This window comes from Mycobacterium marseillense (genome assembly GCF_010731675.1).
GTDB lineage: Bacteria > Actinomycetota > Actinomycetes > Mycobacteriales > Mycobacteriaceae > Mycobacterium > Mycobacterium marseillense.
Genome location: NZ_AP022584.1, coordinates 2,959,496 through 2,984,252 on the forward strand (window position 1 = coordinate 2,959,496; position 24,757 = coordinate 2,984,252).

General features: G+C 69.4%; 30 protein-coding genes. 8 read left to right on the forward strand and 22 right to left on the reverse strand.

Features of this window, described 5'->3' with window-relative positions; translation table 11 throughout:
- Window position 1: 1 nt before the first annotated feature.
- From G6N26_RS13445 to secY, 4 genes are all read right to left on the reverse strand, one after another.
- On the reverse strand, window positions 2-535 hold the full coding sequence (locus G6N26_RS13445; protein ID WP_082991459.1) for a sigma-70 family RNA polymerase sigma factor: 534 nt from the start codon (window positions 533-535) through the stop codon (window positions 2-4).
- Window positions 536-703: 168 nt separating this feature from the next.
- A complete protein-coding gene (map, locus tag G6N26_RS13450; protein ID WP_083019694.1) occupies window positions 704-1,504 on the reverse strand; it encodes a type I methionyl aminopeptidase in 801 nt (266 codons plus the stop codon).
- A gap of 2 nt (window positions 1,505-1,506) precedes the next feature.
- Entirely contained in the window at window positions 1,507-2,052 is a 546-nt protein-coding gene (locus G6N26_RS13455; protein WP_041321192.1) for an adenylate kinase, read from the reverse strand.
- Complete coding sequence (gene secY / locus G6N26_RS13460; RefSeq protein ID WP_067172002.1) at window positions 2,049-3,374, reverse strand: preprotein translocase subunit SecY; 1,326 nt, start codon at window positions 3,372-3,374, stop codon at window positions 2,049-2,051. The genes G6N26_RS13455 and secY overlap by 4 nt, the downstream gene beginning before the upstream one ends.
- 234 nt (window positions 3,375-3,608) lie before the next feature.
- On the opposite strand from secY, the gene G6N26_RS13465 reads away from it, so the two are divergent.
- The gene (locus G6N26_RS13465) at window positions 3,609-4,532 is read left to right on the forward strand and encodes an SAM-dependent methyltransferase (protein ID WP_067172004.1); all 924 of its coding nucleotides are present in this window, start codon (window positions 3,609-3,611) and stop codon (window positions 4,530-4,532) included.
- Window positions 4,533-4,539: 7 nt separating this feature from the next.
- Here the strand turns inward: G6N26_RS13465 and G6N26_RS13470 are convergent, their stop codons facing one another.
- On the reverse strand, window positions 4,540-5,214 hold the full coding sequence (locus tag G6N26_RS13470) for a GNAT family N-acetyltransferase (protein ID WP_067172006.1): 675 nt from the start codon (window positions 5,212-5,214) through the stop codon (window positions 4,540-4,542).
- Between the two features lie 9 nt (window positions 5,215-5,223).
- Window positions 5,224-6,585 carry a xylulokinase gene (locus G6N26_RS13475; protein WP_083019692.1) on the reverse strand — a complete coding sequence of 454 codons (1,362 nt, stop codon included), beginning with the start codon at window positions 6,583-6,585 and terminating at the stop codon, window positions 5,224-5,226.
- Between the two features lie 30 nt (window positions 6,586-6,615).
- On the opposite strand from G6N26_RS13475, the gene G6N26_RS13480 reads away from it, so the two are divergent.
- From G6N26_RS13480 to G6N26_RS13490, 3 genes are read left to right on the forward strand one after another with little or no spacing between them, the layout of a single operon-like run.
- Window positions 6,616-7,605, forward strand: a complete 990-nt coding sequence (locus tag G6N26_RS13480; protein ID WP_067172048.1) for an NAD(P)-dependent oxidoreductase — start codon at window positions 6,616-6,618, stop codon at window positions 7,603-7,605.
- A complete protein-coding gene (locus tag G6N26_RS13485; protein WP_276058729.1) occupies window positions 7,602-8,264 on the forward strand; it encodes an L-fuculose-phosphate aldolase in 663 nt (220 codons plus the stop codon). The genes G6N26_RS13480 and G6N26_RS13485 overlap by 4 nt, the downstream gene beginning before the upstream one ends.
- A complete protein-coding gene (locus G6N26_RS13490) occupies window positions 8,261-9,211 on the forward strand; it encodes an MBL fold metallo-hydrolase (protein WP_067172011.1) in 951 nt (316 codons plus the stop codon). Before G6N26_RS13485 ends, G6N26_RS13490 begins: the two co-directional genes overlap by 4 nt.
- On the opposite strand, the gene G6N26_RS13495 is transcribed toward G6N26_RS13490, so the two are convergent.
- Both G6N26_RS13495 and G6N26_RS13500 read right to left on the reverse strand, forming a co-directional pair.
- Window positions 9,202-10,434: a zinc-dependent alcohol dehydrogenase gene (locus tag G6N26_RS13495; RefSeq protein ID WP_083019690.1), complete on the reverse strand. Its 1,233-nt coding sequence runs from the start codon at window positions 10,432-10,434 to the stop codon at window positions 9,202-9,204. The genes G6N26_RS13490 and G6N26_RS13495 overlap by 10 nt on opposite strands.
- Window positions 10,431-11,207, reverse strand: a complete 777-nt coding sequence (locus G6N26_RS13500) for an SDR family NAD(P)-dependent oxidoreductase (RefSeq protein WP_083019722.1) — start codon at window positions 11,205-11,207, stop codon at window positions 10,431-10,433. Before G6N26_RS13500 ends, G6N26_RS13495 begins: the two co-directional genes overlap by 4 nt.
- 97 nt (window positions 11,208-11,304) lie before the next feature.
- On the opposite strand from G6N26_RS13500, the gene G6N26_RS13505 reads away from it, so the two are divergent.
- From G6N26_RS13505 to G6N26_RS13515, 3 genes are read left to right on the forward strand one after another with little or no spacing between them, the layout of a single operon-like run.
- The gene (locus G6N26_RS13505) at window positions 11,305-12,249 is read left to right on the forward strand and encodes a class I SAM-dependent methyltransferase (protein WP_067172016.1); all 945 of its coding nucleotides are present in this window, start codon (window positions 11,305-11,307) and stop codon (window positions 12,247-12,249) included.
- Window positions 12,242-13,150: a class I SAM-dependent methyltransferase gene (locus G6N26_RS13510; RefSeq protein WP_067172018.1), complete on the forward strand. Its 909-nt coding sequence runs from the start codon at window positions 12,242-12,244 to the stop codon at window positions 13,148-13,150. The genes G6N26_RS13505 and G6N26_RS13510 overlap by 8 nt, the downstream gene beginning before the upstream one ends.
- 9 nt (window positions 13,151-13,159) lie before the next feature.
- Window positions 13,160-14,077 carry a class I SAM-dependent methyltransferase gene (locus G6N26_RS13515; protein WP_067172020.1) on the forward strand — a complete coding sequence of 306 codons (918 nt, stop codon included), beginning with the start codon at window positions 13,160-13,162 and terminating at the stop codon, window positions 14,075-14,077.
- On the opposite strand, the gene sppA is transcribed toward G6N26_RS13515, so the two are convergent.
- Entirely contained in the window at window positions 14,074-15,873 is a 1,800-nt protein-coding gene (gene sppA / locus G6N26_RS13520) for a signal peptide peptidase SppA (RefSeq protein WP_083019688.1), read from the reverse strand. The two genes, G6N26_RS13515 and sppA, sit on opposite strands and share 4 nt — an antisense overlap.
- Window positions 15,874-15,911: 38 nt before the next feature.
- Here sppA and G6N26_RS13525 point away from each other — a divergent pair, with 38 nt between their 5' ends.
- Window positions 15,912-16,850, forward strand: coding sequence for an LLM class flavin-dependent oxidoreductase (locus G6N26_RS13525; RefSeq protein WP_083019686.1), 939 nt, complete (start codon window positions 15,912-15,914; stop codon window positions 16,848-16,850).
- Here G6N26_RS13525 and rplO read toward each other — a convergent pair.
- From rplO to G6N26_RS13590, 13 genes are all read right to left on the reverse strand, one after another.
- Window positions 16,847-17,290, reverse strand: coding sequence for a 50S ribosomal protein L15 (gene rplO / locus G6N26_RS13530; RefSeq protein ID WP_067172025.1), 444 nt, complete (start codon window positions 17,288-17,290; stop codon window positions 16,847-16,849). The genes G6N26_RS13525 and rplO overlap by 4 nt on opposite strands.
- Window positions 17,287-17,472: a 50S ribosomal protein L30 gene (gene rpmD, locus G6N26_RS13535; protein ID WP_009951873.1), complete on the reverse strand. Its 186-nt coding sequence runs from the start codon at window positions 17,470-17,472 to the stop codon at window positions 17,287-17,289. Before rpmD ends, rplO begins: the two co-directional genes overlap by 4 nt.
- Window positions 17,469-18,149: a 30S ribosomal protein S5 gene (rpsE, locus tag G6N26_RS13540; protein WP_083019684.1), complete on the reverse strand. Its 681-nt coding sequence runs from the start codon at window positions 18,147-18,149 to the stop codon at window positions 17,469-17,471. Before rpsE ends, rpmD begins: the two co-directional genes overlap by 4 nt.
- Window positions 18,150-18,186: 37 nt before the next feature.
- Window positions 18,187-18,555, reverse strand: coding sequence for a 50S ribosomal protein L18 (rplR, locus tag G6N26_RS13545; protein WP_008260609.1), 369 nt, complete (start codon window positions 18,553-18,555; stop codon window positions 18,187-18,189).
- Between the two features lie 41 nt (window positions 18,556-18,596).
- The gene (gene rplF, locus G6N26_RS13550; RefSeq protein ID WP_067172031.1) at window positions 18,597-19,136 is read right to left on the reverse strand and encodes a 50S ribosomal protein L6; all 540 of its coding nucleotides are present in this window, start codon (window positions 19,134-19,136) and stop codon (window positions 18,597-18,599) included.
- A gap of 11 nt (window positions 19,137-19,147) precedes the next feature.
- The gene (rpsH, locus tag G6N26_RS13555; RefSeq protein ID WP_067172033.1) at window positions 19,148-19,546 is read right to left on the reverse strand and encodes a 30S ribosomal protein S8; all 399 of its coding nucleotides are present in this window, start codon (window positions 19,544-19,546) and stop codon (window positions 19,148-19,150) included.
- Window positions 19,547-19,685: 139 nt separating this feature from the next.
- Window positions 19,686-19,871: a type Z 30S ribosomal protein S14 gene (locus G6N26_RS13560; protein ID WP_007167851.1), complete on the reverse strand. Its 186-nt coding sequence runs from the start codon at window positions 19,869-19,871 to the stop codon at window positions 19,686-19,688.
- A gap of 4 nt (window positions 19,872-19,875) precedes the next feature.
- A complete protein-coding gene (rplE, locus tag G6N26_RS13565; protein WP_008260625.1) occupies window positions 19,876-20,439 on the reverse strand; it encodes a 50S ribosomal protein L5 in 564 nt (187 codons plus the stop codon).
- 1 nt (window position 20,440) lies between these two features.
- Window positions 20,441-20,758 (reverse strand): 50S ribosomal protein L24, encoded by a 318-nt coding sequence (gene rplX, locus G6N26_RS13570; protein WP_066818226.1) that lies wholly within the window; start codon window positions 20,756-20,758, stop codon window positions 20,441-20,443.
- Window positions 20,759-21,127: a 50S ribosomal protein L14 gene (gene rplN / locus G6N26_RS13575; protein WP_003403649.1), complete on the reverse strand. Its 369-nt coding sequence runs from the start codon at window positions 21,125-21,127 to the stop codon at window positions 20,759-20,761.
- Between the two features lie 228 nt (window positions 21,128-21,355).
- Window positions 21,356-22,864, reverse strand: a complete 1,509-nt coding sequence (locus tag G6N26_RS13580) for an HNH endonuclease signature motif containing protein (protein ID WP_163648810.1) — start codon at window positions 22,862-22,864, stop codon at window positions 21,356-21,358.
- A 39-nt stretch (window positions 22,865-22,903) separates the two neighbouring features.
- Window positions 22,904-23,794, reverse strand: a complete 891-nt coding sequence (locus tag G6N26_RS13585) for a formylglycine-generating enzyme family protein (RefSeq protein ID WP_083018499.1) — start codon at window positions 23,792-23,794, stop codon at window positions 22,904-22,906.
- Window positions 23,795-23,820: 26 nt separating this feature from the next.
- Complete coding sequence (locus G6N26_RS13590; protein WP_083018501.1) at window positions 23,821-24,738, reverse strand: DUF4436 domain-containing protein; 918 nt, start codon at window positions 24,736-24,738, stop codon at window positions 23,821-23,823.
- Window positions 24,739-24,757: the final 19 nt, after the last annotated feature.

Genomic DNA, 24,757 nt, shown 5'->3' on the forward strand with positions numbered 1-24,757 from the left:
CTCATCGGGTAACTCCAAGTTCCTGCAGAGTGAGTCGCAACGCCCGCACGGCATAGTGTAGTCGCGACTTCACCGTCCCCTCGGCGATGCCGAGGTCTGCAGCGATCTGCGTGGTGGTCCAACCGCGGTAGTAGGACCGTTCGATCACCGCTCGGTGATCGGCGGACAGCTGGGCCATCGCGTCCGCTATCAGCAACCGGTCCAGGGCCGCGTTGACCTCGTCCGGCGTGGACTGTTCAGGCGCCCCCGCCACGTCCGTGGAACCGACGACGTTGCGGAACCGCGCGCTGCGCCGATCGTCGATGATCATGTTGCGGGCGACGGTGAACAACCACGCCCGCGCCGAGCGCTCGGTGTCGCCGATGACTTCGGGGTGTTGCCACGCCCGCAGCAGCGTCTCCTGGACCACATCCTCGGACTGGCTCGTGTCCCCCGTCAGCCGCAGCGCGTAGCGCCACAGCACGGCGGCGTGTTCGTCGTAGAGCGCCTTCATCAGAGCGGCTTCGGCAGCCGGGCTACTAGCGACACGAGCCACTCGATCACCTCCTGCCAGGGGAACGAGGCGACTCGGCGGCTGGTTCAACGGCCCCGACCCGCCGCGCCCGGCTTCGCCGCGCTTGCGATCGCGGCTGGTTCAACGGCCCCGACCCGCCGCGCCCGGCTTCGCCGCGCTTGCGATCGCGGCTGGTTCAGCTCCGAGCCCCTAGGCCAAGGTCAGGATGCGCGGCCCGGCGTCGGTGACCGCGACGGTGTGCTCCCAGTGTGCCGCACGCGAGCCGTCGGTGGTGATGACCGTCCACTGGTCGTCGAGCACGACGGTCTTGCCGGTTCCCAGCGTCAGCATCGGTTCGATGGCCAGCACCGACCCGGGGGCCAGCAGCGGGCCGCGCCCGGGTGAGCCCTCGTTGGGCAGGAAGGGGTCCATGTGCATCTGCCGGCCGATGCCGTGGCCGCCGTAGCCCTCGACGATCCCGAAGGCCCGCGAGTGGCGTTCCTCGGCCGCGTGCGTGCCCCGCTCGATGGCGTGCGAGACGTCGGTCAGCCGGTTGCCGGGCACCATCGCCGCGATCCCCGCCTCCAGCGATTCCCTGGTGGCCTGCGACAGCGCTTCGTCGGCCGCGTCCAGGGCCCCGATGCCGAAGGTGATCGCGGCGTCGCCGTGCCAGCCGTCCAGCACCGCGCCGCAGTCGATCGAGACCAGGTCACCCGCCGCCAAAACCTCAGCAGCCGAAGGGATTCCGTGGACCACCCGCTCGTTGACCGATGCGCAGATCGACGCCGGGTAGCCGTGATAGCCCAGGAACGACGGCACCGCGCCGGCGTCGCGGATCACCGATTCGGCGATCTCGTCCAGGCTCAGCGTCGATACCCCGGATACCGCAGCGGCGCGCACGGCCTGCAGCGCGGCCGCCACGACCGCGCCCGCCGCGGCCATCGCGTCGAGTTCGCCGTCGCTGCGCTGCGGCACCACCTTGCGATTCCGCAGCCGTGCCAGCGGGGTCATTGTTACTTGCCCAGGGCTTGCAGCGCGCGCGCGAACACTTCGTCCATGGTGCCGATGGCGTCGACGGTCTTGAGTTCGTCGCGGTAGTAGTCCAGCAACGGCGCGGTCTCGTCGCGGTAGACCTTCATCCGGTTCAGGATGACGTCGTCGGTGTCGTCGGCGCGTCCGCGCGACTTGAGGCGTTGCAGCAGCTCGTCCTGGGAGACCCGGAACTCCAGCACCGCGTCGATGTCGGTGCCGCGGCGTTCGAGCATCTCGTGCAGCGCCTTGGCCTGCTGCAGCGACCGCGGAAACCCATCCAGGATGAAGCCGTTGGCCGCGTCCGGGTCGCTCAGCCGGTCATCGACGAGCTGGTTGGTCAGCTCCGAGGGCACCAGGTCGCCGGCGTCCAGGTAGCGCTTGGCCTCCAGGCCCAGTTTGGTGCCGTTCTCGATGTTGCTGCGGAACAGCTCACCGGTGGAGATTTGCGGGATCCCCAGCTTTTCGGAGAGCTTCTGCGCCTGCGTCCCCTTGCCCGCCCCCGGCGGACCCAGCAAAACGACTCTCACTTGAGGAACCCTTCATAGTTGCGCTGCATGAGCTGGCTCTCGATCTGCTTGACCGTATCCAAGCCCACGCCAATCATGATCAAAACCGCGGTACCGCCGAACGGCAGATTCTGAACCGCCCCGCCGTTACCGATCTGCAAGAACAGGTTGGGCAGCACCGAGATCGCGCCGAGGTAAATCGAGCCCGGCAACGTGATCCGGCTCAGCACGAACCGCAGGTAATCGGCGGTCGGCTTGCCCGGCCGGATCCCGGGGATGAACCCGCCGAACTTCTTCATCTCGTCGGCGCGCTCATCAGGATTGAAGGTGATCGACACGTAGAAGTACGTGAAGAAGATGATCAGCCCGAAATAGATGCCGATGTAGACGGGATCGCTGGGGTCGGACAGGTAGCTGCCGACGAACTTGTCCCACCAGCTGTTGCCCACACCGCCGCTGCCGCTTCGGATCAGCTGGGTGATCAGGTGCGGGATATAGATGAGCGAGGACGCGAAGATCACCGGGATCACACCGGCCTGGTTGACCTTGAGCGGCAGATACGTCGACGTGCCGCCGTACATGCGCCGCCCGACCATGCGCTTGGCGTACTGCACCGGGATGCGGCGCTGGCCCTGCTCGACGAACACCACGCCGACGATGATGATCAGCGCGGCGATGAGCACGGCGGTGAAGATCATCCCGCCGCGGCTGTCCAGGATGGTTTTGCCCTCGGCCGGGATGCGGGCCGCGATGCCGACGAAGATCAGCAGCGACATGCCGTTACCGATGCCGCGTTCGGTGATCAGCTCGCCCATCCACATCACCAGCGCCGCGCCGCCGGTCATCACCAACACGATGACAACCAGCGTCAAGATGCTCTGGTCGGCGATGATGTCGAGCGAGCAGCCCTGCAGCAGGCCCCCGTTGGCGGCCAGCGCCACGATGCTGGTGGCCTGCAGGACGGCCAGCGCGATCGCCAGGTAGCGGGTGTACTGCGTCATCTTGGCCTGGCCGGACTGGCCTTCCTTGCGCAGCTCCTCGAACCGCGGGATGACCACCGTGAGCAGCTGCACGATGATGCTGGCGGTGATGTAGGGCATCACCCCCACCGCGAATACGGTGAGTTTGAGCAGCGCGCCGCCGGAGAACAGGTTGATCAGCGAATAGATCTGTCCGGCCGCGCCGCCGCTGGCCTCTTTGATGCACTGCTGGACGTTCGGATAGTTGACGCCCGGGGAGGGCAACGCGGCGCCAACCCGGTACAAGACGACGATGCCAAGCGTGAAGAGGATCTTCCGTCTCAGGTCGACTGTCCGCAGCGATGAGATGAAAGCGGAAAGCAACTCTTCCTCCTGCGCAGCCGGGGGTTTCCTGCATCACGCGCCCAACTCCCGCAGGCCAGGACGTACGGCGTCGCGCGTCGAACCGTGTACGAGACTAACAGCTGGTCCGGTCAGGTCCGGTCAGGGCCTTTCCGCGCCCCCTGACCGGGCGCCGGAAAAGGCACAGGAAGCCGTCAGCCGGAGGGCGTAGAGTGCGTCTGGCTCGTTGCATTTGCTAAGTAACTTGGGAGCAGTATGACACGCACTGACCAAGACAGTTGGGACTTGGCCTCGAGCGTCGGCGCCACGGCCACGATGGTCGCCGCGGCCCGCGCGCTGGCCAGCGGGGGGACGAATCCGATCATCAACGACCCGTTTGCCGCGCCGTTGGTGCGGGCGGTCGGCCTGGATTTCTTCCGCCGCCTGGTCGACGGCGAGATCACCGAGCCCGATTCCGACGGGGCGCCCGGAGGCGGCGCGAAGGACCTGGCGCTCGAGACCGATTCGATCGCGGTGCGCACCCGCTTCTTCGACGACTTCTTCCTCAATGCCGCCCGCGACGGGATCCGCCAGTCGGTGATCCTGGCTGCCGGCCTCGACGCCCGCGCCTACCGGCTGGGCTGGCCGCCCGGCAGCGTGGTGTACGAGGTCGATCAGCCCAAGGTCGTCGAGTTCAAGAGCGCGACCCTGGCCAGCCTGGCCGCCGCCCCGGCCGCGGACCGGCGGACCGTCAGCATCGACCTGCGCGAGGACTGGCCGGCGGCGTTGCGCGGCAGCGGTTTCGACGTGTCGCAACCGACGGCGTGGAGCGCCGAAGGCCTGCTGATGTACCTGCCGCCCGAGGCGCAGGACCGGCTCTTCGACCACATCACCGCGCTCAGCGCGCCCGGAAGCAAGCTGGCCACCGAATACCACCCCGACAACGGGACGACGATGACGCAACGCGCGCGGGAGTTCAACGACAGGTGGGCCAACGTCGGCTGCGACATCGACCTGTCGGGCCTGTTCTTCGACGGCGAACGCAGCAACGTCGTCGACTACCTCACCGGCACCGGGTGGCAGGTGACCACCCGCCCGCGGCGCGATCTGTTCGGCGACTACGGCCTGGAATTCCCCGACGACGACGGGACGGCGCAGCACCCCAACATCGTCTCGGTCATCGCGACGCTGGGCTCGTGACCCGCGCCTAGCGTTCGGCGGGGGGTTTGGCCGCCGGAGCGCGCACGACCATCGGGACCGCGGGGAAACACCACGCCATCTCCGAGCGCGACTTGCGCAGCGCGGCGGTGCCGTAGCCCCGCTTGCGATGATCGGGGTGAATCCAGATCCGCACGTTGACCTCGCCGCGGACCAGCTCGCCGAACACCATGCCGACCTTCTCACCGGAGTCGACGGCCACGAACCACGCGGCCTCCTCGTCGTCGACGCGCCCCAGGGCCGCGCTGATCTCGTCGTCCAGGCTGCCGGCGGGCCCGCCGGAACCGTCACCGGCCGCGCCGATCTCCTCGGTGCGCACGGCGAAGATGTCGCGGTCGGTCGCGGCGGAGAAGGGGCGGAGCTCCAGGGTCTCCCCCGAGCTCGCCGGACGCTCGCCGAGGGTGAAGCTCAGCTGCTTGTTCAGGTCTTCGAGTTCGGCCAGGATCTTGCGACGCGAGTCGACGGTGAGCTGATCGAACGACATGCCCATCACCGCCTCGGCGGCCAGGTGCGAGGTGTCGAGCAACCGGACGATCGCCTCCACCGCGGCCGCCCTGTTCTCTGATTCCACGATGGCGTCGGCGATTTCGTGCCGCCGCTCCACGGCTTTGGACAGAGAGTCGGCGATTTCCCGGCGGGTGGCTTTGCGGTCGTGGTCGGTCATTGCACCAGCCTAGAACGGCGGTGGTGCCACCGCGCCACATCGGCGGTCTGCCATCTGCAGGAAGCGGTGGTAGCGGTCCTCGACCGCCGCCGCCCAGGCGGAATCGGGCTCGACAATCCGCTCGGTGCGCACCCACCGGGCGGCATCGGCGATGGTCGTTTCCAGGCCGGCCGCCATGCGCGCGAGGAAGGCCGCCCCCAGCGCGGCCCCCTCCGCCACCGCGGACACCTCGACCGGGCGCCCGGTGGCGTCGGCGATGGCCTGCAGCCACGGCCCGACCCGGGTGCCGCCGCCGGTGGCCACGATGCGCGACACCGGCGCGGCGGACAGTTCGATGAGCCGGCGCGCCACGAAGCCCGACGCCTCGTAGGCGGCCCGGCGCAGCGCGGCGGCGTCGTGGGTCAGATCCAGCGCCTCGAGCACGCCGCGGCGATCCGGGTCGTGCAACGGGCTGCGCTCACCTCGCAGGTAGGGCGACCATACCGGCACGCGGCTGGGTTCGGCGGCCGCCGGATCCGCTTGTGCCACAACGCGATCCACCCAGCCGAGGAACAGCCCGCCGGCGTTGCTGGCCCCGCCGATCTGGCTCTTGCCGGGCGTGGTGTGGGGGATGGTCCACAGCCCGGGCATCTGCCGGGCCTCGGAGATGGTCGTCCACACGATCAGCGTGGTGCCGCACATCACCAGCACGTCGCCGTCGCGGTCGGCGCCGGCCACGATCTGTTCGCACAGCGCGTCGATGGCACCGGTGGCCAGCGCGGCGCCGCTGCCGCGCACCTGCCCGACGACGGCCCCCATGCTTTCCACCCGCGGCATCTGCTCGACGCGCGCGCCGCGCTCGGCACACGCGTCGGGGTCCCAGCCGGTCCCGTCGAACAAGGGGAACGCCGTGGCGGCGGTGGCGATGTCGATCACCGCGTGGCCGGCCAGTGCGTGGTTGGCCACCGCGGGCGCGGGCCAGTAGCCCGCGGCGGCGGGCGCCTGCGCGGCCGTCCACCGCAAGAACTCCGCGGCCTCGCCGAGCGCGGGCAGCGGCTGCGCGTCCCCGCCGGGGGTGCGGCCGCGGGCGTCGCCGTACAGCAGGCCCGGGGCGATCGGCGTGCCCGTGTCGTCGACGGCGGTCATCGACGGCACCATCGCCGAGACGGCCACCGCCGCGGCGTCGGTCCGCTGTGCCAGTTCGTTCAGGGCCGCCGACGGCCCCCGCCGCCACGCCTCGTCGGCGTCGTGCTCCAGCCGGTCGGCGGCCGGGACCCGCAGTTCGTGGGGGATGCGCACCCGCGCCGTCACGTTGCCGTCGGCGTCGGCGGCTATCGCCTTGACCGCGGTGCTGCCGACGTCGATGCCGATTGTGACGTCTTTGCGTGACACGGGCGTCACCGTACGCCAGCATTGGCATTCGTGACGTCCAAACCGCGCGCCTTGGTGACGGCCCCGCTGCGGGGGCCGGGCTTCGCCAAGCTGCGGGAGCTGGCCGACGTGATCTATGACCCCTGGATCGAGCAGACCCCGCTGCGCATCTACACCGCCGAGCAACTGGCCGACCGGATCGCGCGCGAAGGCGCCGAAATCGTGGTGGTGGAAAGCGATTCGGTGGGCGGCCCGGTGTTCGACCGACGGGAGCGGGCCCTGATTGCCGTAGCCTCCACCCGCGGTGACCCCAACAACGTCGACATCGCCGGGGCCACCTCGGCCGGCATCCCGGTGCTGAACACCCCGGCCCGCAACGCCGACGCCGTCGCCGAGATGACGGTGGCGCTGCTGCTGGCCGCCACCCGCCACGTGCTGCCGGCGGACGCGGACGTGCGCAGCGGCAACATCTTTCGCGACGGCAGCATCCCCTATCAGCGCTTCCGCGGCGGCGAGATCGCGGGTCTCACCGCCGGACTGGTGGGCCTGGGCGCCGTCGGCCGCGCCACGCGGTGGCGGCTGTCCGGGCTGGGCCTGCGGGTTATCGCGCACGATCCGTACAACCCCGACGCGCGGCACGGCCTCGACGAGCTGCTGGGCGAGGCCGACATCGTGTCCCTGCACGCGCCCGTCACCGACGACACGGCGGGCATGATCGGCGCCGGCCAGTTCGCGGCCATGCGCGACGGCGTGGTCTTCCTCAACACCGCCCGGGCCCAGCTGCACGACACCGACGCGCTGGTCGACGCCCTGGTCGCGGGCAAGGTGGCCGCCGCGGGCCTCGATCACTTCGTCGGCGAATGGCTGCCGGCCGACCATCCGCTGGTGGGGATGGAAAACGTCGTGCTGACACCGCACATCGGCGGTGCCACCTGGAACACCGAGGCTCGGCAGGCGCAGATGGTTGCCGACGACCTCGAGGCGCTGCTGAGCGGCGCCACGCCCGCCCATATCGTCAACCCGGAGGTGCTAGGGCCATGACGTCCGTGAAATCCGTGGAGAACGCCGAGACCGCGGTGCTGGATGCGGCCAAGGACATGCTGCGGCGGGGCCTGGTGGAGGGCACCGCCGGCAACATCTCGACGCGCCGCCCCGACGGCAACATCGTCATCACCCCGTCGTCCGTCGACTACCGCGACATGCAACTGGACGACCTGGTGCTCGTCGACGCGGACGGCTCGGTGCTGCGGGCGGCCGATGGCCGGTCGCCGTCGTCGGAGATGCAACTGCACCTGGCCTGCTACCGGGCCTTCGACGACATCGGCAGCGTCATTCACAGTCATCCGGTGTGGGCCACCATGTTCGCCATCGCCCACCAGCCGATCCCGGCCTGCATCGACGAGTTCGCGGTGTATTGCGGCGGGGACGTCCGGTGCACCGACTACGCCGCGTCCGGAACCCCCGACGTCGGCACCAACGCGGTCGCCGCGCTCGAGGGCCGCGCCGCCGCGCTGATCGCCAACCATGGGCTGGTGGCCGTCGGGCCTCGGCCGGACAAGGTCCTGCACGTCACCGCTCTCGTGGAACGCACCGCCCAAATCGTGTGGGGCGCACGGGCTCTCGGCGGACCGGTACCGATCCCTGAGGACGTCAACAACAACTTCGCCGCGGTCTACGGCTACCTGCGCGCGAACGCATGACGCAACGTTTGCGGCTCGGCCGCGCGAGTGTGGCGCGGGTGGTGGAACTCCGATTCTCGTTGGGCACGACCGCTTTTCCCCGGACCCCGGCGTCGGTGTGGCCGGACAATGCCGACTTGCTGGTGCCCGACTTCTTCGATCCCGACACCGATCAGTTGCACATCGCGATCCAGAGCTGGGTCATTCGGGTCGACGGCCTGACCGTCGTCGTGGACACCGGCGTCGGCAACGATCGGCTGCGCCCGCACATGCCGCCCCTGGATCACCTCGACACGGCCTTCCTGAGCGCGCTCGAATCGGCGGGCATCGACCGCGGCGCCGTCGACGTCGTGGTCAACACCCACCTGCACTCCGACCATGTCGGCTGGAACACCATGCTCGACAACGGCGCCTGGGTGCCGACCTTCCCCAATGCCCGGTATCTGCTGCCCGCCGCTGACTACCGCCACTTCGAGCCCGACGGGCCCGCGGCGCGCGCAACGCCGCGCACCGCGGGCGAGGCCGCCCAGCAGCGCGGCGACCAACTGGTGTTCGCGGACAGCGTGTTACCCATCGACGCTGCCGGACAGCTGATCCGGTGGTCGGACGACTACCGAATCAGCGATTCGCTGCGGCTGCGACCCGCCGCCGGGCACACGCCGGGCTCCTCGGTGCTGTGGCTGGATGCGGGCCAACCGAGCGTGTTCGTGGGTGATCTCACGCACAGCCCGCTGCAACTGCGCCGACCCGGCGAGGCGTGCGCGTTCGACGTCGACGCGGACGCGGCCGCGCAAACCCGCCGCCGCATCTTCACCGAGGCCGCCCAGGCGAAAGCGGCGGTGATACCCGCGCACTATCCCGGCCGCGGCGGCGCGACGATCCGCGCGGTCGAGGACCGATTCGACGTCGATCAATGGTTGGACACCGGATCCCTCCCGACGCCCTCGGGCACGCCGCCTCAGCGCTGATCGATCCCGACCTTCACCGCGCCGCTGGCGCCCTGATCGGCGAGCGCCGAAAACGCGTCGCGCCAACGCTCTAACGCGAAGGTGTGGGTGAGCATGGGTCGCAGGTCGACGCGTCCGGCGCCGGCCAGGTCGAGGTAGTGGGCGATGGCGTGCTTGCGTTGCCCGTCGACCTCCTCGACGCCAAAGGCATTGGAGCCCACCAGGGAAACCTCTTTGAAGTAGAGCGGGCTGTCCTCCCAGCGGCCGGGCGCGTGGACGCCGGCCTTCACCAGGGTGCCTCGCGCGCGCAGGACCCGGACGCCCACCTCGAAGGTCTCGGGCTTGCCGATCGTGTCGTAGACGACGTCGACCGCGCCGGGGTGGGCCATCGGCAGACCCAGCAGCGGCCGGCGCAACCGACCCCCGCCCCACCCGGCGAGCTCCTCGATGAGGGCCGGACGCGGCTCGTGCGCAAGGACTTTGGCGGCGCCGAACCGGCGGGCCAGCTCGGCCTGGGCGTCGAATCTGGCCACGACGGCCACGGCTACCTCGGGATACAGCGCCCGCAGGATGGCGAGCGCGCACAACCCCAGCGAGCCGGCCCCGTACACCAGCGCCGAGCCCGCGCGGGGCGGCGGATGGCGGGTGATCGCGTGCAGGGACACCGAGAACGGGTCGGCGAACACGGCCATCTCGTCGGGAACCGAGTCCGGCACCGCGAACAGCATGCTGTCGTGGGCGGGCATCAATTCGGCGTAGCCGCCCGTCACGTCGGCCGAGACACCGGTGTGGATGCCCGGGCTGAGGTCGCCGTCGGCGAAGCTCCAGCACAGGCTGTAATCGCCGGCCTCGCACGCCGGGCAGGGCGGCTCGATGCCCCGCGGCCCGCAGGACAGCCACGGGTTGAGCACCACCCGCTGCCCCACCCGCAGGCCCCGCGCCTTCGGGCCCAGCGCCACCACGTCGGCCACCACCTCATGGCCCATGACTTGCGGGAATGAACAGAACGCGGACATGGCGTTGTCGGCGTCGCCCTCGCCGAAGTCCATCAGGATCTGCTTGGAATCCGACCCGCAGATGCCGGTCAGCCGAGGCCGGGTGAGCACCCAATCCTCGTGCGGCAGTTGCGGTTCCGGCACCTCGCGCAGCGCGGTCGGGGTGTGGGCGAGGTTGCGGGTCAGCGCGTTGGCGTTGCGGGGCACCTCGACGGGCTCCGGTGGGACGCCGTAGACCAGGGCCCTCATGGGGGCGCCAGCCCCGCCGCCCCGGCGATGAACGCGTCGAGGTCGGAGTTCTTGGCGTCGATGACCGCCTGCATGTCGGGCAGGTAGTGCTCAAACGTCTCGCTGCCCAGGGCCGCGACGATCCCGTCGGCCACCTCGTCGGCGGCGACCTTCGGCCCTTGGTAGAGCGGTTCCTCGCTGCCCGGGTGATCCCAGATCTCGGTGTCCACCGGGCCCGGCTCGATCAGCTTCACCGAGATCGGGCTGCCGTGCAGGTCTATGGCCATCGCCTCGCTCCAGCCGCACAGCACGAACTTGCTTGCGCAGTAGGCGCTTTCGTGGATGATTCCGAGCCGCCCGCCGACACTGGACACGTTGACGATCATGCCCGATCCGCGCTCGCGCATCCGCGGCAACAGCGCCAGCGTCAGCCGCATTGGGGCGAAGAAGTTGACCCGCATGACGTCGTCGACCTCGTCGGGGTCCAACACGGTGACCGGCCGCCGCTTCGGGGTGGCGGCGTTGTTGATCAGCACGTCGATGCCGCCGAGCTCGTCCCAGGCGGTCGCCGCCAGGTCGCGCAGTGCGGAGGTGTCGGCCAGGTCGGCGACCCACATCGCCGATGCCGGCGAGGCGCGCCGGCAGTCGGCCAGCACCTCGGCCAGCCGGTCCCGGCGGCGCGCGATGAGCCCGACCACCGCGCCCGCGCCGGCCAGCCGCCGGGCCAGGGCCGCGCCCAATCCCGACGACGCGCCAGTGATGAGCACCCGCTTGCCCGCCGGCTCGTACGCCATCAGTAAAGGTTGCCGCGAATCGCGGGAAGCGTACAGTGGGGGAAGCTTGTTATATCGGCTAAATATTAGATTGACTACCTCCGATAGGGGCACCACCATGACTTCCACCAGGTACGAGGGCGACACCTGGGACCTCGCCTCCAGCGTCGGCGTGACCGCGACCATGGTCGCGGCGGCCCGCGCGATGGCCACCCGCGCCGAGCGCCCGCTGATCAACGACCCGTTCGCCGAGCCGCTGGTCAAGTTGGTCGGGGTCGACTTGCTCTCCCGGCTGGCCGGCGGCGAGCTCGACCCGGCCGAGTTGAACGACGTCCACGACGGCGCGGCCGGGTCCGCCGGGGCGATGTCGCGGATGGCCGACAACATGGCCGTGCGCACCAAGTTCTTCGACGAGTTCTTCCTGGACGCCACGAACGCGGGGATCAAGCAGGCGGTGATTCTGGCCTCCGGGCTGGACGCGCGCGCCTACCGGTTGGCGTGGCCGGCCGGGACGGTCGTCTACGAGGTGGACCAGCCGCAGGTCATCGAATTCAAGTCCCGCTCGCTGGCCGAGCTGGGCGCCGCCCCCACCGCCGAGCGGCGCGTGGTGGCGGTCGACCTACGCGACGACTGGCCCGCCGCGCTCAAGGAGGCCGGATTCGACCCCGCCCAGCCGACGGCGTGGAGTGCGGAGGGCCTGCTCGGCTACCTGCCCCCGGAGGCGCAGGATCGCCTGCTGGACACCATCACCGAGCTCAGCGCGCCCGGCAGCCGGCTGGCCACCGAAAGCGCGCCCAACCCCGAGCCCGGCGACGACGAGAAGCTGAAGGAGCGCATGCAGACGATCTCCGAGCGCTGGCGTTCGCACGGCTTCGATCTCGACATGGCGGGGCTGGTCTACTTCGGCGACCGCAACGAGGCGGCGCCCTACCTGGCCGATCACGGGTGGCGCCTGAACAGCGCCAGCATCCGGGATCTGTTCGCCGCCAACGGGCTTGACCCGCTCAGCGACGACGACATGCGGATGGGCGAGATGCTCTACACGAGCGGCACCTATGAGTGAGGGGCGCGCCGAGGGCGACAGCTGGGGACCCGCACACAGCGTGGGGGCGACGGCCACCATGGTCGCCGCCTCGCGCGCGGTGGCCTCGCAAGGTCCCGATGCGCTGCTCGACGATCCGCTGGCCGACCCGTTGGTGCGCGCCGTGGGGCTGGATCCCTTCATCCGGATCATCGACGGCGACATCGACTTCGACGACGATCCGCTGTTCAACCGCAGGGCGCGGGCCGAGCAGATGACGGTGCGCACCAGGTTCTTCGACGACTTCTTCACCGGCGCCACGCACGACGGTGTGCGCCAGGCGGTGATCCTGGCCTCCGGCCTGGACACCCGGGCCTACCGCCTGCGGTGGCCGGCGGGCACCGTGGTCTACGAGATCGACCAACCGGACGTCATCGCCTTCAAGACCGACACGCTTTCCGCCCTCGGCGCCGCCCCCACCGCCCAGCGCCGCACGATCAGCATCGACCTGCGCGACGATTGGCCGGCGGCCTTGCGCGAGGGCGGTTTTGACGTCACCCAGCCGACCGCGTGGAGTGCCGAGGGGCTGCTGCCCTACCTGCCGCCCGAGGCCCAGGATCGGCTGTTCGACAACATCACCGCGCTGAGCGCGCCGGGCAGCCGGGTGGCGACCGAGCACGTGCCCGACCCCAACGCGTTCTCCGAGGAGCGCCTGCGCCGCATCTCCGAGCGGTGGCAACGCTTGGGTTTCGACCTGAACGCGGCCGACCTGTTCTACCGGGGTGAGCGCAACGTCGTCGTCGACTACCTGAGCGGCCATGGCTGGCGGGTGAGCGCGCATCCCGCTCAGGAGTTGTACGCCCGCAACGGCTTTGAGTTTCCCGAGGACGAGATGGCGGCCACCTTCGGCGACCTGAGCTACGTCGAGGCGACGCTGAAGTAAGGTTTATTCATGCCACGCACTCACGATGACAACTGGGATCTGGCGTCCAGCGTCGGCGCCACCGCGACGATGGTCGCGGCCGGGCGCGCGATGGCGACGAAGGATCCGCGGGGTCTGATCAACGATCCGTTCGCCGAGCCGCTGGTGCGCGCGGTCGGCGTGGATTTCTTCACCAAGATGATGGACGGCGAGCTCGACATCGACGCGATCGAGAACGTCTCGTCGGTGCGCGTTCAGGCGATGATCGACGGAATGACGGTGCGCACCAAGTACTTCGATGACTACTTCCTGGACGCCGTCGGCGCCGGGGTGCGCCAGGTGGTGATCCTGGCCTCCGGCCTGGACGCACGCGCCTACCGGTTGCCGTGGCCGGACGGAACGGTCGTCTACGAGATCGACCAGCCGCAGGTGATCGAATTCAAGACGACCACGCTGGCCGGCATCGGCGCCGAGCCGGCCGCCGATCGGCGCACCGTCGGCATCGACCTGCGGGCGGACTGGCCGACCGCGCTGAAGGACGCCGGATTTGACACGACGGCACCGACGGCGTGGCTGGCCGAGGGCCTGCTGATCTACCTGCCGCCGGATGCGCAGGACCGGCTGTTCGACAACATCACCGCGCTGAGCGCGCCGGGCAGCACCATCGCCACCGAATTCGTGCCGGGCATCGTGGATTTCGACGCCGAGAAGGTGCGGGAGATGTCCGGTTCGTTCCGGGACCACGGCGTGGACATCGACATGGCGTCACTGGTCTACGCCGGCGACCGCAACCATGTCGTGGACTATCTGTCGAGCACCGGGTGGCAGGCCGAGGGTATTACCCGCACCGAGCTCTTCGAACGCGGCGGTTTCGATGTGCGCGCCCCGGAGGACGACGACCCGCTCGGTGAGATCGTCTTCATCAGCGGCAGGTTGACCGGCCCCTAGAGCCGCCAGGGCCCCACCCACAGCGCGTTGGCGCCGCTGAAGGAGCGTTCGACGTTGTCCACGATGCCGCCGAGGGTGCGGCCCAGCAGCGCGCCCAGCGCGTCGGGCAGCGAGGCGGCCGCCGGTTGCGAGGAGGCCCGGGGCCGCAGCATGTCCAGTAGCGAGCCGCCCGGGTAGGTCACGAGGCGCACATCGGCGTCCTCGTCCAGTCCGGCAAGGATTTTCGCGCGCCGCAGCGCGGTTCGGAACCCGCCCAGTTCGTCGACCAGCCCCCGCTCCAGGGCGTCGGCGCCGGTCCAGACCCGGCCCCGCGCGACCCGGTCGACGGCGTCTTTGGTCAGGTTGCGTCCCTCGGCGACCCGCTCGACGAAGTCGGCGTACACCAGGTCGGCCTCGGCCTCCCGGTGGGCGCGCTGCTCCGGCGTGAACGGCGCGTCGATCGCCCAGGCGTCGGCATTGGCGTTGGTGCGCACGGTGTCCGAGCCGACGCCCAGCCGCCCCAGCAGATCACGGATCACCAGCTTGCCGGTGAGCACGCCGATCGACCCGGTGATCGTCCCCGGGCTGGCGACAATCGCGTCGGCCGCCGCGGCGATGTAGTAGCCGCCGGAGGCGGCGACCGCCCCCATCGACGCCACCACCGGTTTGCCGTGCGTGCGTGCCCTTTTCACTTCGCGCCACAGGGTTTCCGACGCCGTGACCGAGCCGCCGGGGCTGTTGACCCGTACGACGATCGCCGACACCGAATCGTCGGCCGCGGCTTCCCGCAGCGCCGGCGCGAGGGTGTCGCTGCCGACGGTGGAGGTACCGAACGGCAGGAACTGGGGTCCCCCACGCCCGTCGACGATCGTGCCGTCGACGTTGACGACGGCCACCGTCGGCTTGGGCCGGCGACCCGGCACCGAGGGCACCGGCGGGACCAGCCGCGACCGGGCCGCGCCGGCGTAGCGCGACAGGTACAGCCGGGGCGGCTCGTCCTCGTCGGACTCATCCCCCGAATGGTCCTGCGGTTCAACCAGTTCCGCGATGCGGGCGTAGGCCTCGTCACGGAATCCGATCCGGTCGACCAGGCCGGAGGACACGGCCTCCTCGCGCAACAGCGGCGCGCGATCGGCCAGCGCGTCGAGCGCCGTCGCGTCGACGTTACGTGACTGCGCGATCGCCTGCCACACCTGTTCGCGGATGCTCTCGAGCATCCGGGTGACGGCCTCCCGATGGGCCTCGGTGAAGCCGTGCTCGGTGAAACGGTTTGCCGCCGACTTGTATTCGCCGCGCGCGACGACTTCGGCTTCGATGCCGGCTTTGTCGAACGCGTCGCGCAGGAAGGTGGCGTTGCTGGCGAAGCCGATCAGCCCGAGGCTCCCCGCGGGCTGCATCCAGACCTCGCCGAATGCCGAGGCCAGGTAGTACGACAGCGTGCCCGGGTAGGTCTCGGCCCAGGCCAGCGACGGCTTGGCGGCGGTGAACGCGACGATGGCCTCGCGCAACTCCTGCACCGCGGCCGCCGGCGACGCCGTCAGCTGCACGCGGGCGATCAGCCCGGCGACCCGCGGATCCTCGGCCGCCCGGTGGATGGCGGACACCATGTCGCGCAGCGAGACCGGCCGGCTCCCCCCGGTGATCATCGCCAGCGGGTCGAAGCCCGACGTCTCCGGCGGCATGGAGCGCAGATCCATTTCGAGCACGCAGCCGTTGGGGACGCCGTGGTGACGGGCGGTGTCGACCCGGTCGGCCAGCGCGCGGACCTCGTCCGCCCCTTTGGACAGACCGGGTATCGAGGGCAGGAAAGCGAACATGCCTGCAGACTACCGAGAGGCCACCGTACGGTGGTCCGGTGAGGTTTTCCATCGCCATCCCGCAGTTCGACTACGCCGGATCCGGCGAGGGCTTCGACGCGGCGGCGCTCCGGTCGTTTCTCACCCGCGCCGAGGAACTCGGGTTCGAGGGTGGCTGGGTGCTCGAGCAGATCATCGGACCCGCGCCCCTACTGGCCCCGCTCGAGCTGCTGGCCTTTTGCGCCGCCTGCACCGAGCGGCTGCGCCTGGGCGTCGGCGTGCTGGTGACGTCGCTGCACGAGCCGCTGCAGTTGGCCTCGGCGATCACCGCCGTCGACCGGCTCAGCCACGGCCGCCTCGACGTGGGGGTGGCGCCCGGCGGCGGCCGGCGCAAGTTCGCCGCCTTCGGCGTGGACAAGGACACCTTCGTCTCGTATTTCACCGAGGGCCTGGAGCTGATGAAGGCGGCCTGGTCCGACGAACCCCGGGTGACGTTCCACGGCCGGTTCCGCGAGGTCGACGACCTGCCCATCGCGCCCAAGCCGGTGCAGCGACCGCACCCGCCGATCTGGTTCGGGGGCCTGGCGCCCAAGGCCCTGGCCCGCGCCGTGCGGCACGGGGACTCGTTCCTCGGCGCCGGCTCGTCGACCACCGAGGCGTTCGCCGGGGCCGTCGACGTCGTGCGCCGCGAGCTGGACGCGCAAGGCAAGGATCCCGCCGGGTTCACGATCGCCAAGCGGGTCTACCTGACGGTCGACGACGATGCCGCCACGGCCACCGAACGCGTGCTCGCCGGCCTGGACCGCATCTACGGACGGATGCCCGGCGTGCAGGACGTGCCGGTATCGGGCACCCCCGATGACGTGGCCCGTGGGCTGCGCGAGGTCATCGACGCCGGGGCGCAGATGCTGTTACTGAATCCCGTCGGCACCGACGCGGACGAGAACCGCGAACAGATGGAACGGCTTGCTGCGGAAGTGATTCCGCAGCTGAGTTAGGACAGCTCGGTGGCCGAGCCACCGGCGGCGGTGATCTTCTCGCGTGCGCTGCCGCTGAACTTGTGCGCGGACACCTCGACCTTGACCGTCAACTTGCCGTCGCCGAGGACCTTGATCAGAGAGTTCTTGCGAACGGCGCCCTTGGCCACCAGCTCGTCCACGCCGATCGAACCACCCTGCGGGAACAGCCGATTGAGGTCGCCGACGTTGACGATCTCGTACTCGGTGCGGAACCGGTTGCGGAACCCCTTGAGCTTGGGCAGCCGCATGTGGATCGGCATCTGCCCACCCTCGAAGGTGGCCGGCACGTTCTTGCGCGCCTTGGTGCCCTTGGTGCCGCGGCCGGCGGTCTTACCCTTGGAGCCTTCACCGCGACCGACGCGGGTGCGCGCGGTCTTCGAACCGCGCGCGGGTTTCAGGTCGTGCAGCTTGATAGTCACTTGGCCTCCTCTACCTCGACCAGGTGGCTGACCACCGCGATCAGGCCGCGGGTCTGCGGGTTGTCCTCGCGGATCACCGAGTGGCGGATCCGTCGCAGGCCCAGGGTGCGTAGGGACTCACGCTGCTTCCAGCGGGCCCCGATGGTGCTGCGCACCTGGGTGATCTTCAGTTGACTGCTCATGGTTGGGTCCCCGAAATCTGCGCCTCACGTGCGGCGGCACTGGCCAGCGCGTCGCTTTCCCGTCGCGCCTTGAGCATTCCGGCCGGCGCAACGTCCTCGATGGGCAGTCCGCGGCGAGCGGCAACCTCCTCGGGGCGCTGCAGCAGCTTGAGCGCCGTGACGGTCGCGTGCACCACGTTGATGGCGTTGTCACTGCCCAGCGACTTGGCCAGGATGTCGTGCACGCCAGCGCATTCCAGCACCGCGCGGGCCGCGCCGCCGGCGATCACACCGGTACCCGGGCTGGCCGGGCGCAGCAGCACCACTCCGGCGGCCGCCTCACCCTGCACCGGGTGCGTGATGGTGCCGCGGATCAGCGGCACCCGGAAGAAGCCCTTGCGGGCCTCCTCGACGCCCTTGGCGATGGCCGCGGGAACTTCCTTGGCCTTGCCGTAGCCGACGCCGACCATGCCGTTGCCGTCACCGACGATCACCAGCGCGGTGAAGCTGAATCGCCGACCACCCTTGACCACCTTGGAGACGCGGTTGATGGCGACGACCCGCTCCAGGTAGTTGCTCTTGTCGCCGTCGCGGTCGCGGCCACGACCGCCGTCGCCGCGCCGGCCCCGGTTGTCGCGGTCACCGCGCGAGTCACGGCCGTCGCCGGCGCCTTGTCCGCCGGCCGGCTGCTCCGCCATTATGCGGTCCTTCCAGTCGTGTACACGTTCTCAGTCATCAGAATTGCAATCCGTTCTCGCGTGCGGCATCGGCCAGCGCCGCGATCCGTCCGCCGTAGGTGTATCCGCCACGGTCGAAGACCACGCTGTCGATGCCGGCGGCCTTGGCGCGCTCGGCGATCAGCTGGCCCACCCGCACGCTGCGGGCTTTCTTGTCCCCCTGCAGGCTGCGCACGTCGTCCTCGATCGACGACGCGGCGGCCACCGTGGTCCCGTTCTCGTCGTTGACCAGCTGCACGTGAATGTGTCGCGCGGACCGGTTGACCACCAGCCGCGGACGCTGCGGCGTGCCCTCGATCTTCTTGCGCAGCCGGGCGTGCCGGCGCAGCCGAGAGACGCGCCGAGTCGCGGATACGCTCTGCCCCACCGGCTTTCGCGCGGCGGTGCCAGCTTGTGATTGCGCCATGATTACTTACCTGTCTTTCCGACCTTGCGGCGGATCTGCTCGCCCTCGTAGCGCACGCCCTTGCCCTTGTACGGGTCGGGGCGACGCAGACGGCGGATGTTCGCCGAGATCTGGCCGACCTTCTGCTTGTCGATCCCGGTGATGGTGAACTTCGTCGGCGACTGCACGGCGAACGTGATGCCGTCCGGCGCCTCGATCACCACGGGGTGGCTGTAGCCGAGCGCGAACTCGAGGTTGGAGCCCTTGAGCTGCACGCGGTAACCGACGCCGAAGATCTCCATCTTGGTGGTGTAGCCCTCGGTCACCCCGGTGACCAGGTTGGACACCAGGGTGCGGGACAGCCCGTGCAGCGAGCGGTTGCGCCGCTCGTCGTTGGGGCGGGTGACCACGATCGCGCCATCGTCGTTGCGCGCCACGGTGATCGGCTCCGCCACGGTCAGATCCAAGGTGCCCTTGGGCCCCTTCACCGAGACCTTCTGACCGTCGATCGTTACGTCGACTCCGGCGGGAATCGAAACCGGCTGCTTACCAATACGCGACATCTCTTACCCCCTCACCACACGTACGCGAGGACTTCGCCGCCCACGCCCTGTCGGGCTGCCTGGCGGTCGGTCAGCAGGCCGGAGGACGTGGAGATGATCGCCACACCCAGGCCACCGAGCACGCGCGGCAGATTGGTGGATTTCGCGTACACCCGCAAACCGGGCTTGGACACACGACGCAGGCCGGCGATGCTGCGCTCGCGGCTCGGCCCGTACTTGAGCTGAACGATCAGCGACTTGCCGACCCGAGCATCCTCGGTGTGGTAGTCGCTGATGTAGCCCTCGCTCTTGAGGATCTGGGCGATGTTCGCCTTGAGCTTCGAGTGCGGCAGGGTCACCTCGTCGTGGTACGCCGAATTGGCGTTGCGCAGACGCGTCAAGAAGTCTGCGATCGGGTCCGTCATGGTCATCGAGCGCCACTCCTCTTGATCGCTGCGCTCTGCATCGTCGATGTCGCAGTCATGACAGTGTCTGTCACCTTCCTCGCGGTGGTTCCCGGTCCGGGCCTGTCGCGCACTTTTCTGGGGTTGGTCTGGGGGTCCTGGCTGATTACCAGCTGCTCTTTTGCACGCCGGGCAGCTCGCCCGCGTGCGCCATCTCGCGCAGGCAGATCCTGCACAGGCCGAACTTGCGGAAGACCGCGCGCGGCCGGCCGCACCTGTTGCAACGGGTGTAGCCGCGCACCGCGAACTTCGGCTTGCGTGCGGCCTTGTTGACCAGTGCCTTCTTTGCCATGTGCTCAGTTCTCCTTGAAGGGAAAGCCGAGGGCCCGCAGCAGCGCTCGTCCTTCTTCGTCGGTCGTCGCCGAGGTGACGACGTTGATGTCCATGCCGCGGACCCGGTCGATCTTGTCCACGTCGATCTCGTGGAACACCGACTGCTCGGCCAGTCCGAAGGTGTAGTTGCCGACACCGTCGAACTGCTTGGGCGAAAGGCCGCGGAAGTCGCGGATACGGGGCAGCGCGATCGAGGTGAGACGGTCGAGGAACTCCCACATCCGGTCCCCGCGCAGGGTGACCCGGGCTCCGATCGGCATGCCCTCACGCAGCTTGAACTGCGCGATGGACTTGCGGGCGCGACGGATCTCGGGCCGCTGCCCGGTGATCAGCGCCAAGTCGCTGACGGCGCCGTTGATCAACTTCGCGTCCCGGGCGGCGTCGCCGACACCCATGTTGACGACGACCTTGGTCACCGTCGGGATCTGCATGACGTTGCCGTAGCCGAATTCCTTGTGCAACGCATCGCGAATCTCGTTGCGGTAGCGCTCTTTCAGGCGCGGCTGCACCTTTTCTGCAGTGGTCATGTCAGATGTCCTTGCCGTTGCGCTTGGAGATGCGGACGCGCTTGCCGGTCTCCTCGTCCACCCGGTAGCCGACGCGGGTCGGCTTGCCGTCCGAGTCGACCACCATCACGTTGGAGGCGTCGATCGGGGCTTCCTGGGTGACGATTCCGCCCGACTGGGCGCCACGCTGGTTGGTCGAAACCGCGGTGTGTTTCTTGATGGCGTTGACGCCCTCGACCAGCACCCGGTTGCGCTCGGGGTAGACCTTGAGCACCTTGCCTTTGGCGCCCTTGTCCTTACCCGCGATCACCAGGACGGTGTCGTCCTTTTTGACCTTCATCTACAAAACCTCCGGAGCCAGCGAGATGATCTTCATGAACCGCTTCTCGCGCAGTTCGCGGCCGACGGGCCCGAAGATGCGCGTCCCGCGTGGGTCGTTGTCGGGCTTGATGATCACCGCGGCGTTCTCGTCGAATTTGATGTAGCTGCCGTCGGGACGCCTGCGCTCCTTGACCGTGCGCACCACGACGGCCTTGACGACATCCCCACGCTTGACGTTGCCGCCGGGAATGGCGTCCTTGACGGTGGCGACGATGACATCGCCGATGCCGGCGTAGCGTCGCGACGAACCGCCGAGCACACGGATGCACAAGATCTCCTTGGCGCCGGTGTTGTCGGCGACCTTCAGCCGCGATTCCTGCTGAATCACTCGATCTCCTGACCTGGTTGCGTGTGCACGGCAGGAGAACCCACTGGGTGAGCATTCGGCGGGCATGGCCCACCAAAAACCTGACGTGCGCGGTCTTTGTCACCGAAGGGCACGCGGGGCCGATTCGCACCGGCCGAGGTCTGCCCAAGGCAACCCCTAGAGTCTAGGGGACGACCAGCTCAGAGCCAAATTCTGCTTTGACGGCATCGAGATGGGGAAATTCTGCACCTAAAACGGCGGCGGATCGTCGTCGGGGCCGTAGACGGCGGGCCACGAGCAGGTCGCCGACGGGGCCCGCCGTGCGAGCCGGGCGTCGCGGTTGTGCTTGCGTTCTGTGGCGACGCGGGTGGCGCGGTCTTGGGTGCGGGTGCGGCGGCGTTGGGGCATCATCGCGGTGCGCGCGGTGCAGTAGTTCGGGGGTGGGTCGGCTTCGGGGGCCGGGATGGCGCCGGTGGCCGCGCACAGGCTGGGGAATAGCAGTGCGCTGCCCGGGGTGGTGACATAGGTGCACCCGGCCGGGGAGGTCAAGATCAGCGTGCCATCGGCCAGTTGCTTTTCGCGCCAGCCCCAAAACGTTTTCACCAAATGATGCGTACGGCACAGCGCCTTGAGGTTGGCGGCATGGGTGGGCCCGCCCTCGGCATACGGGATGGTGTGGTCGAGGTCGCAGGCGGTGGCCGGGCGATCACAGCCCGGCCAGCGACACGTCAGATCCCGACACCGCACAAACGCGGCCAGCCCGGTCGAGGGCACATAGCCGGGCTCAGGGGGCGCATCCCCGGGATGGATCAGCGGCACCAGTTTGGCTGAGGCCGCCAACTCGGCGAGCAGTTCGGGCGGGATCAACCCCTCGGCACCGATCTCGGCGGCCGGCACGGATCCGCAGCCGTTGAGGCTGGCCTGCTCGGCGATCACATGGATCACCACCGGGCTTGCGCCCCGGCCCCCGGCCGCGCACTCCGCACGCCCGCACCGGCACCCCAACCGCTCGGCGTCAGCGGCCAAGGCCCCCAACGCATCCGCGCGACGCTGTTCACGGATCCGCGGGTCGCGGGCACACACCGTGGCCGCCAACGCCTCCAGGCGCTTGTCCAGCGCGTGGGCATCGGGGCTGGCCAGCGTGCCCTCCACATGCGCCAACCCATCCCCCATGTCGGCGAACCACACCTGCCGGCCGTCCGCGTGTTCCTGGCGCCGGCGCACCGCATCGGCATCGGCGTGGGCCACCACCTTGTCCACCTGCGCGGCCAACCGGCCCTGACTCAGCGACGGCCACCGGCCCACATTGCTCGCCAACACCGCGTCCACCGACGCCAGTACATCCGGGTCCACGATCAAATCCGTGCGGAACACGATGGTCTGAAACATCCGGTAATCAATATCCCCGGCCGCAAAGACCGCCCCCACCTTCGGCAACCGCTCGCGCAGCGCCCGCGCGTAGCGCACCCGGCTCGCCGCCAACCCTTGGCCGACCCGCAACTCGGCAGCCACCTCGGCGGCCACCGCCGCCTCGGTATCGATCGCCCAGTCCTCGGTCTCCGCACAACGCGACAGCCGGTAGGCAAACAACTCCCCGACCGCCACCAACTGCGCCGCGGCCGCCCGATTCTCCACCCGCGCCACCATCCCGACGTGCACCAGCAGCGCCGCCGACTCCGCCGTCACCGACGGATGACAACGCTCGATGAGCTCCTCCAGCGCCGCGATCCCCGCAAGACGCCCCGCCTCATCGAACATACGTTCGACTATGCCACACGGGACCGACAACCCGCCCGCCTAGCGCGAACGCGAATCCGCCACGCAGCGAAACCCGATGTGAGTGGTCGCGGAGTCCTGCGATTGCGGGGACCGGGCCGCCGGCCGATATCGGTGGCAGTACTCCGGCGCGCACAGGTGGCTGCCGCCCTTCAACGTCTGACTGACGGCCGGATCGGCCGGGCCCGACGGGGCACAGCAGGCCTTGGGCGGCGAATCGAGCCGGTGATGCGCGGAGAACTCGGTCGCGGTCCACTCCCAGACGTTGCCGATCATGTCGACGAGGCCGAACGCATTGGGCGCGAACGTGCCCACCGGCGAGGTCCCCACCCAGCCGAGCGCCCCGTCATTGCGGTAGGGGAAGCTGCCCTGCCAGGTGTTGGCCATCAGCCGGCCGTCGCTGGTGGCCTCCTCACCCCACGAGTACGTCGTGGTACTTCCGGCGCGGGCCGCATACTCCCATTCGGCCTCGGTCGGCAGCCGGCGCCCCGCCCAGCGCGCGTAGGCCGCGGCGTCGGGATAGGCGACCTGGACCACCGGGTGATCGGCGCGGTCGGCCACGTCGCTGTCGGGTCCGAACGGGTGACGCCAGCTCGCGCCCGGCACCCACTGCCACCACTGTCGCCAGTCGCGCAGGTCCACCGGCCCCGGGGTCGGGCGGAAAACCATTGCGCCCGGACACAGATCGTCGGGGTCCGCACCGGGGTACAGCGCCGGGTCGATCGGTTGCTCGGCCACCGTCGAATACCCGGTGGCGGCGACGAATTCGGCGAACTGCGCATTGGTCACCGGGTGCCGTTCCACCGCAAGGGGTCCGACCGTGACCGTGTGGATCGGCGCCTCTTCGGGGTAAAAGCTGGTCGAGCCCATGCGGAATGACCCGCCGGGGAGGTCGACCAGTTCGCTCAGCACGGGTCCAGGGTATGACGAACCCGGGTTCAGGCCTTGGTGGGCGTTTTTCGATCGCGTTGGCGCCACCAGCCGACCAGGAACAGGGTCAGCGCGACGACCAACCCGATCAGCACCCACAGCACGATGGCCTGGTCCACCCACGAGCCGTACGGCGGGCTGCCCGGCAGGATGTTGCGCAGCGGGACGATGGCGAACAGCATTGCGCCGTACCACGTCGTGAGCGGCGGCAAGAACGAGGTCCTGCCCAACGCCACGGGAATGGCCACCCACAGCGCCAAGACGGGCAGCGAGATCAACACCAAGCAGATCCCGACATCGAAGATCAGCTGGCCCTTGGCCCGGTGCAGCGTAATGATCAAGTCGTCCTTGACATCTGGGCTGGCGTCTTCCGCGGCGTGCACGCGGGTGACCGTGGCATCCCAGCCGTCCAGCCGCCCGGTGGCTTCGACTCGCGCCGCCGTCTTCTCCCGATGCGACCCGGATCCGGTGAAGACGTCGGCCGAGATGACCCCCGTCTCGTACGAATCGAACGGCCAGTTCGCGGGGTCACCGTGCGCCTCGATCGTCGTACTCACTTGCGCCGGGGCCTTTCCCACCGGGTACTGCAGGTCGCCCAGGTCGTTGTCCGGGTACAGGCGCACCGCGGCGTCGGTGGTCAGCACGCCGAAGTTCTTGTCGTACAACGTATCTTTGGGATAGACCAGCACATTGACCGTCAGCCGGTTGGCCACGGTGTCCAGCTTCTCGAGGCGCACCTGCACGACGCTGTCCTCGGCCTCGAACTTGCTCAGGTCCACCGCGGGCAGGGCGGGCGCCGATTTGGCCAACAGGTGCACGGCGATCAGCGACAGCACGTAGATGACGACCAGGAAGGCGACGATCCCGAACGCAATCGCGGCCTGCCGTCCGCGCGCACCGGCCGGTGTCGCGGGCCGGGAGGTCATTGGGCCATCACGCAGCGTG

Bases quoted from the DNA above. Each gene is read 5' to 3' on its own strand.
- map (WP_083019694.1), bottom strand. From the start codon at position 1,504: ATGACCCCGCTGGCACGGCTGCGGAATCGCAAGGTGGTGCCGCAGCGC.
- G6N26_RS13465 (WP_067172004.1), top strand. From the start codon at position 3,609: ATGACACGCACTGACCAAGACAGTTGGGACTTGGCCTCGAGCGTCGGC.
- G6N26_RS13470 (WP_067172006.1), bottom strand. From the start codon at position 5,214: ATGACCGACCACGACCGCAAAGCCACCCGCCGGGAAATCGCCGACTCT.
- G6N26_RS13485 (WP_276058729.1), top strand. From the start codon at position 7,602: ATGACGTCCGTGAAATCCGTGGAGAACGCCGAGACCGCGGTGCTGGAT.
- G6N26_RS13490 (WP_067172011.1), top strand. From the start codon at position 8,261: ATGACGCAACGTTTGCGGCTCGGCCGCGCGAGTGTGGCGCGGGTGGTG.
- G6N26_RS13495 (WP_083019690.1), bottom strand. From the start codon at position 10,434: ATGAGGGCCCTGGTCTACGGCGTCCCACCGGAGCCCGTCGAGGTGCCC.
- G6N26_RS13500 (WP_083019722.1), bottom strand. From the start codon at position 11,207: ATGGCGTACGAGCCGGCGGGCAAGCGGGTGCTCATCACTGGCGCGTCG.
- G6N26_RS13505 (WP_067172016.1), top strand. From the start codon at position 11,305: ATGACTTCCACCAGGTACGAGGGCGACACCTGGGACCTCGCCTCCAGC.
- G6N26_RS13510 (WP_067172018.1), top strand. From the start codon at position 12,242: ATGAGTGAGGGGCGCGCCGAGGGCGACAGCTGGGGACCCGCACACAGC.
- G6N26_RS13515 (WP_067172020.1), top strand. From the start codon at position 13,160: ATGCCACGCACTCACGATGACAACTGGGATCTGGCGTCCAGCGTCGGC.
- sppA (WP_083019688.1), bottom strand. From the start codon at position 15,873: ATGTTCGCTTTCCTGCCCTCGATACCCGGTCTGTCCAAAGGGGCGGAC.
- rpmD (WP_009951873.1), bottom strand. From the start codon at position 17,472: ATGAGCAGTCAACTGAAGATCACCCAGGTGCGCAGCACCATCGGGGCC.
- rpsE (WP_083019684.1), bottom strand. From the start codon at position 18,149: ATGGCGGAGCAGCCGGCCGGCGGACAAGGCGCCGGCGACGGCCGTGAC.
- rplF (WP_067172031.1), bottom strand. From the start codon at position 19,136: ATGTCGCGTATTGGTAAGCAGCCGGTTTCGATTCCCGCCGGAGTCGAC.
- rpsH (WP_067172033.1), bottom strand. From the start codon at position 19,546: ATGACCATGACGGACCCGATCGCAGACTTCTTGACGCGTCTGCGCAAC.
- G6N26_RS13560 (WP_007167851.1), bottom strand. From the start codon at position 19,871: ATGGCAAAGAAGGCACTGGTCAACAAGGCCGCACGCAAGCCGAAGTTC.
- rplE (WP_008260625.1), bottom strand. From the start codon at position 20,439: ATGACCACTGCAGAAAAGGTGCAGCCGCGCCTGAAAGAGCGCTACCGC.
- rplX (WP_066818226.1), bottom strand. From the start codon at position 20,758: ATGAAGGTCAAAAAGGACGACACCGTCCTGGTGATCGCGGGTAAGGAC.
- G6N26_RS13580 (WP_163648810.1), bottom strand. From the start codon at position 22,864: ATGTTCGATGAGGCGGGGCGTCTTGCGGGGATCGCGGCGCTGGAGGAG.
- G6N26_RS13590 (WP_083018501.1), bottom strand. From the start codon at position 24,738: ATGACCTCCCGGCCCGCGACACCGGCCGGTGCGCGCGGACGGCAGGCC.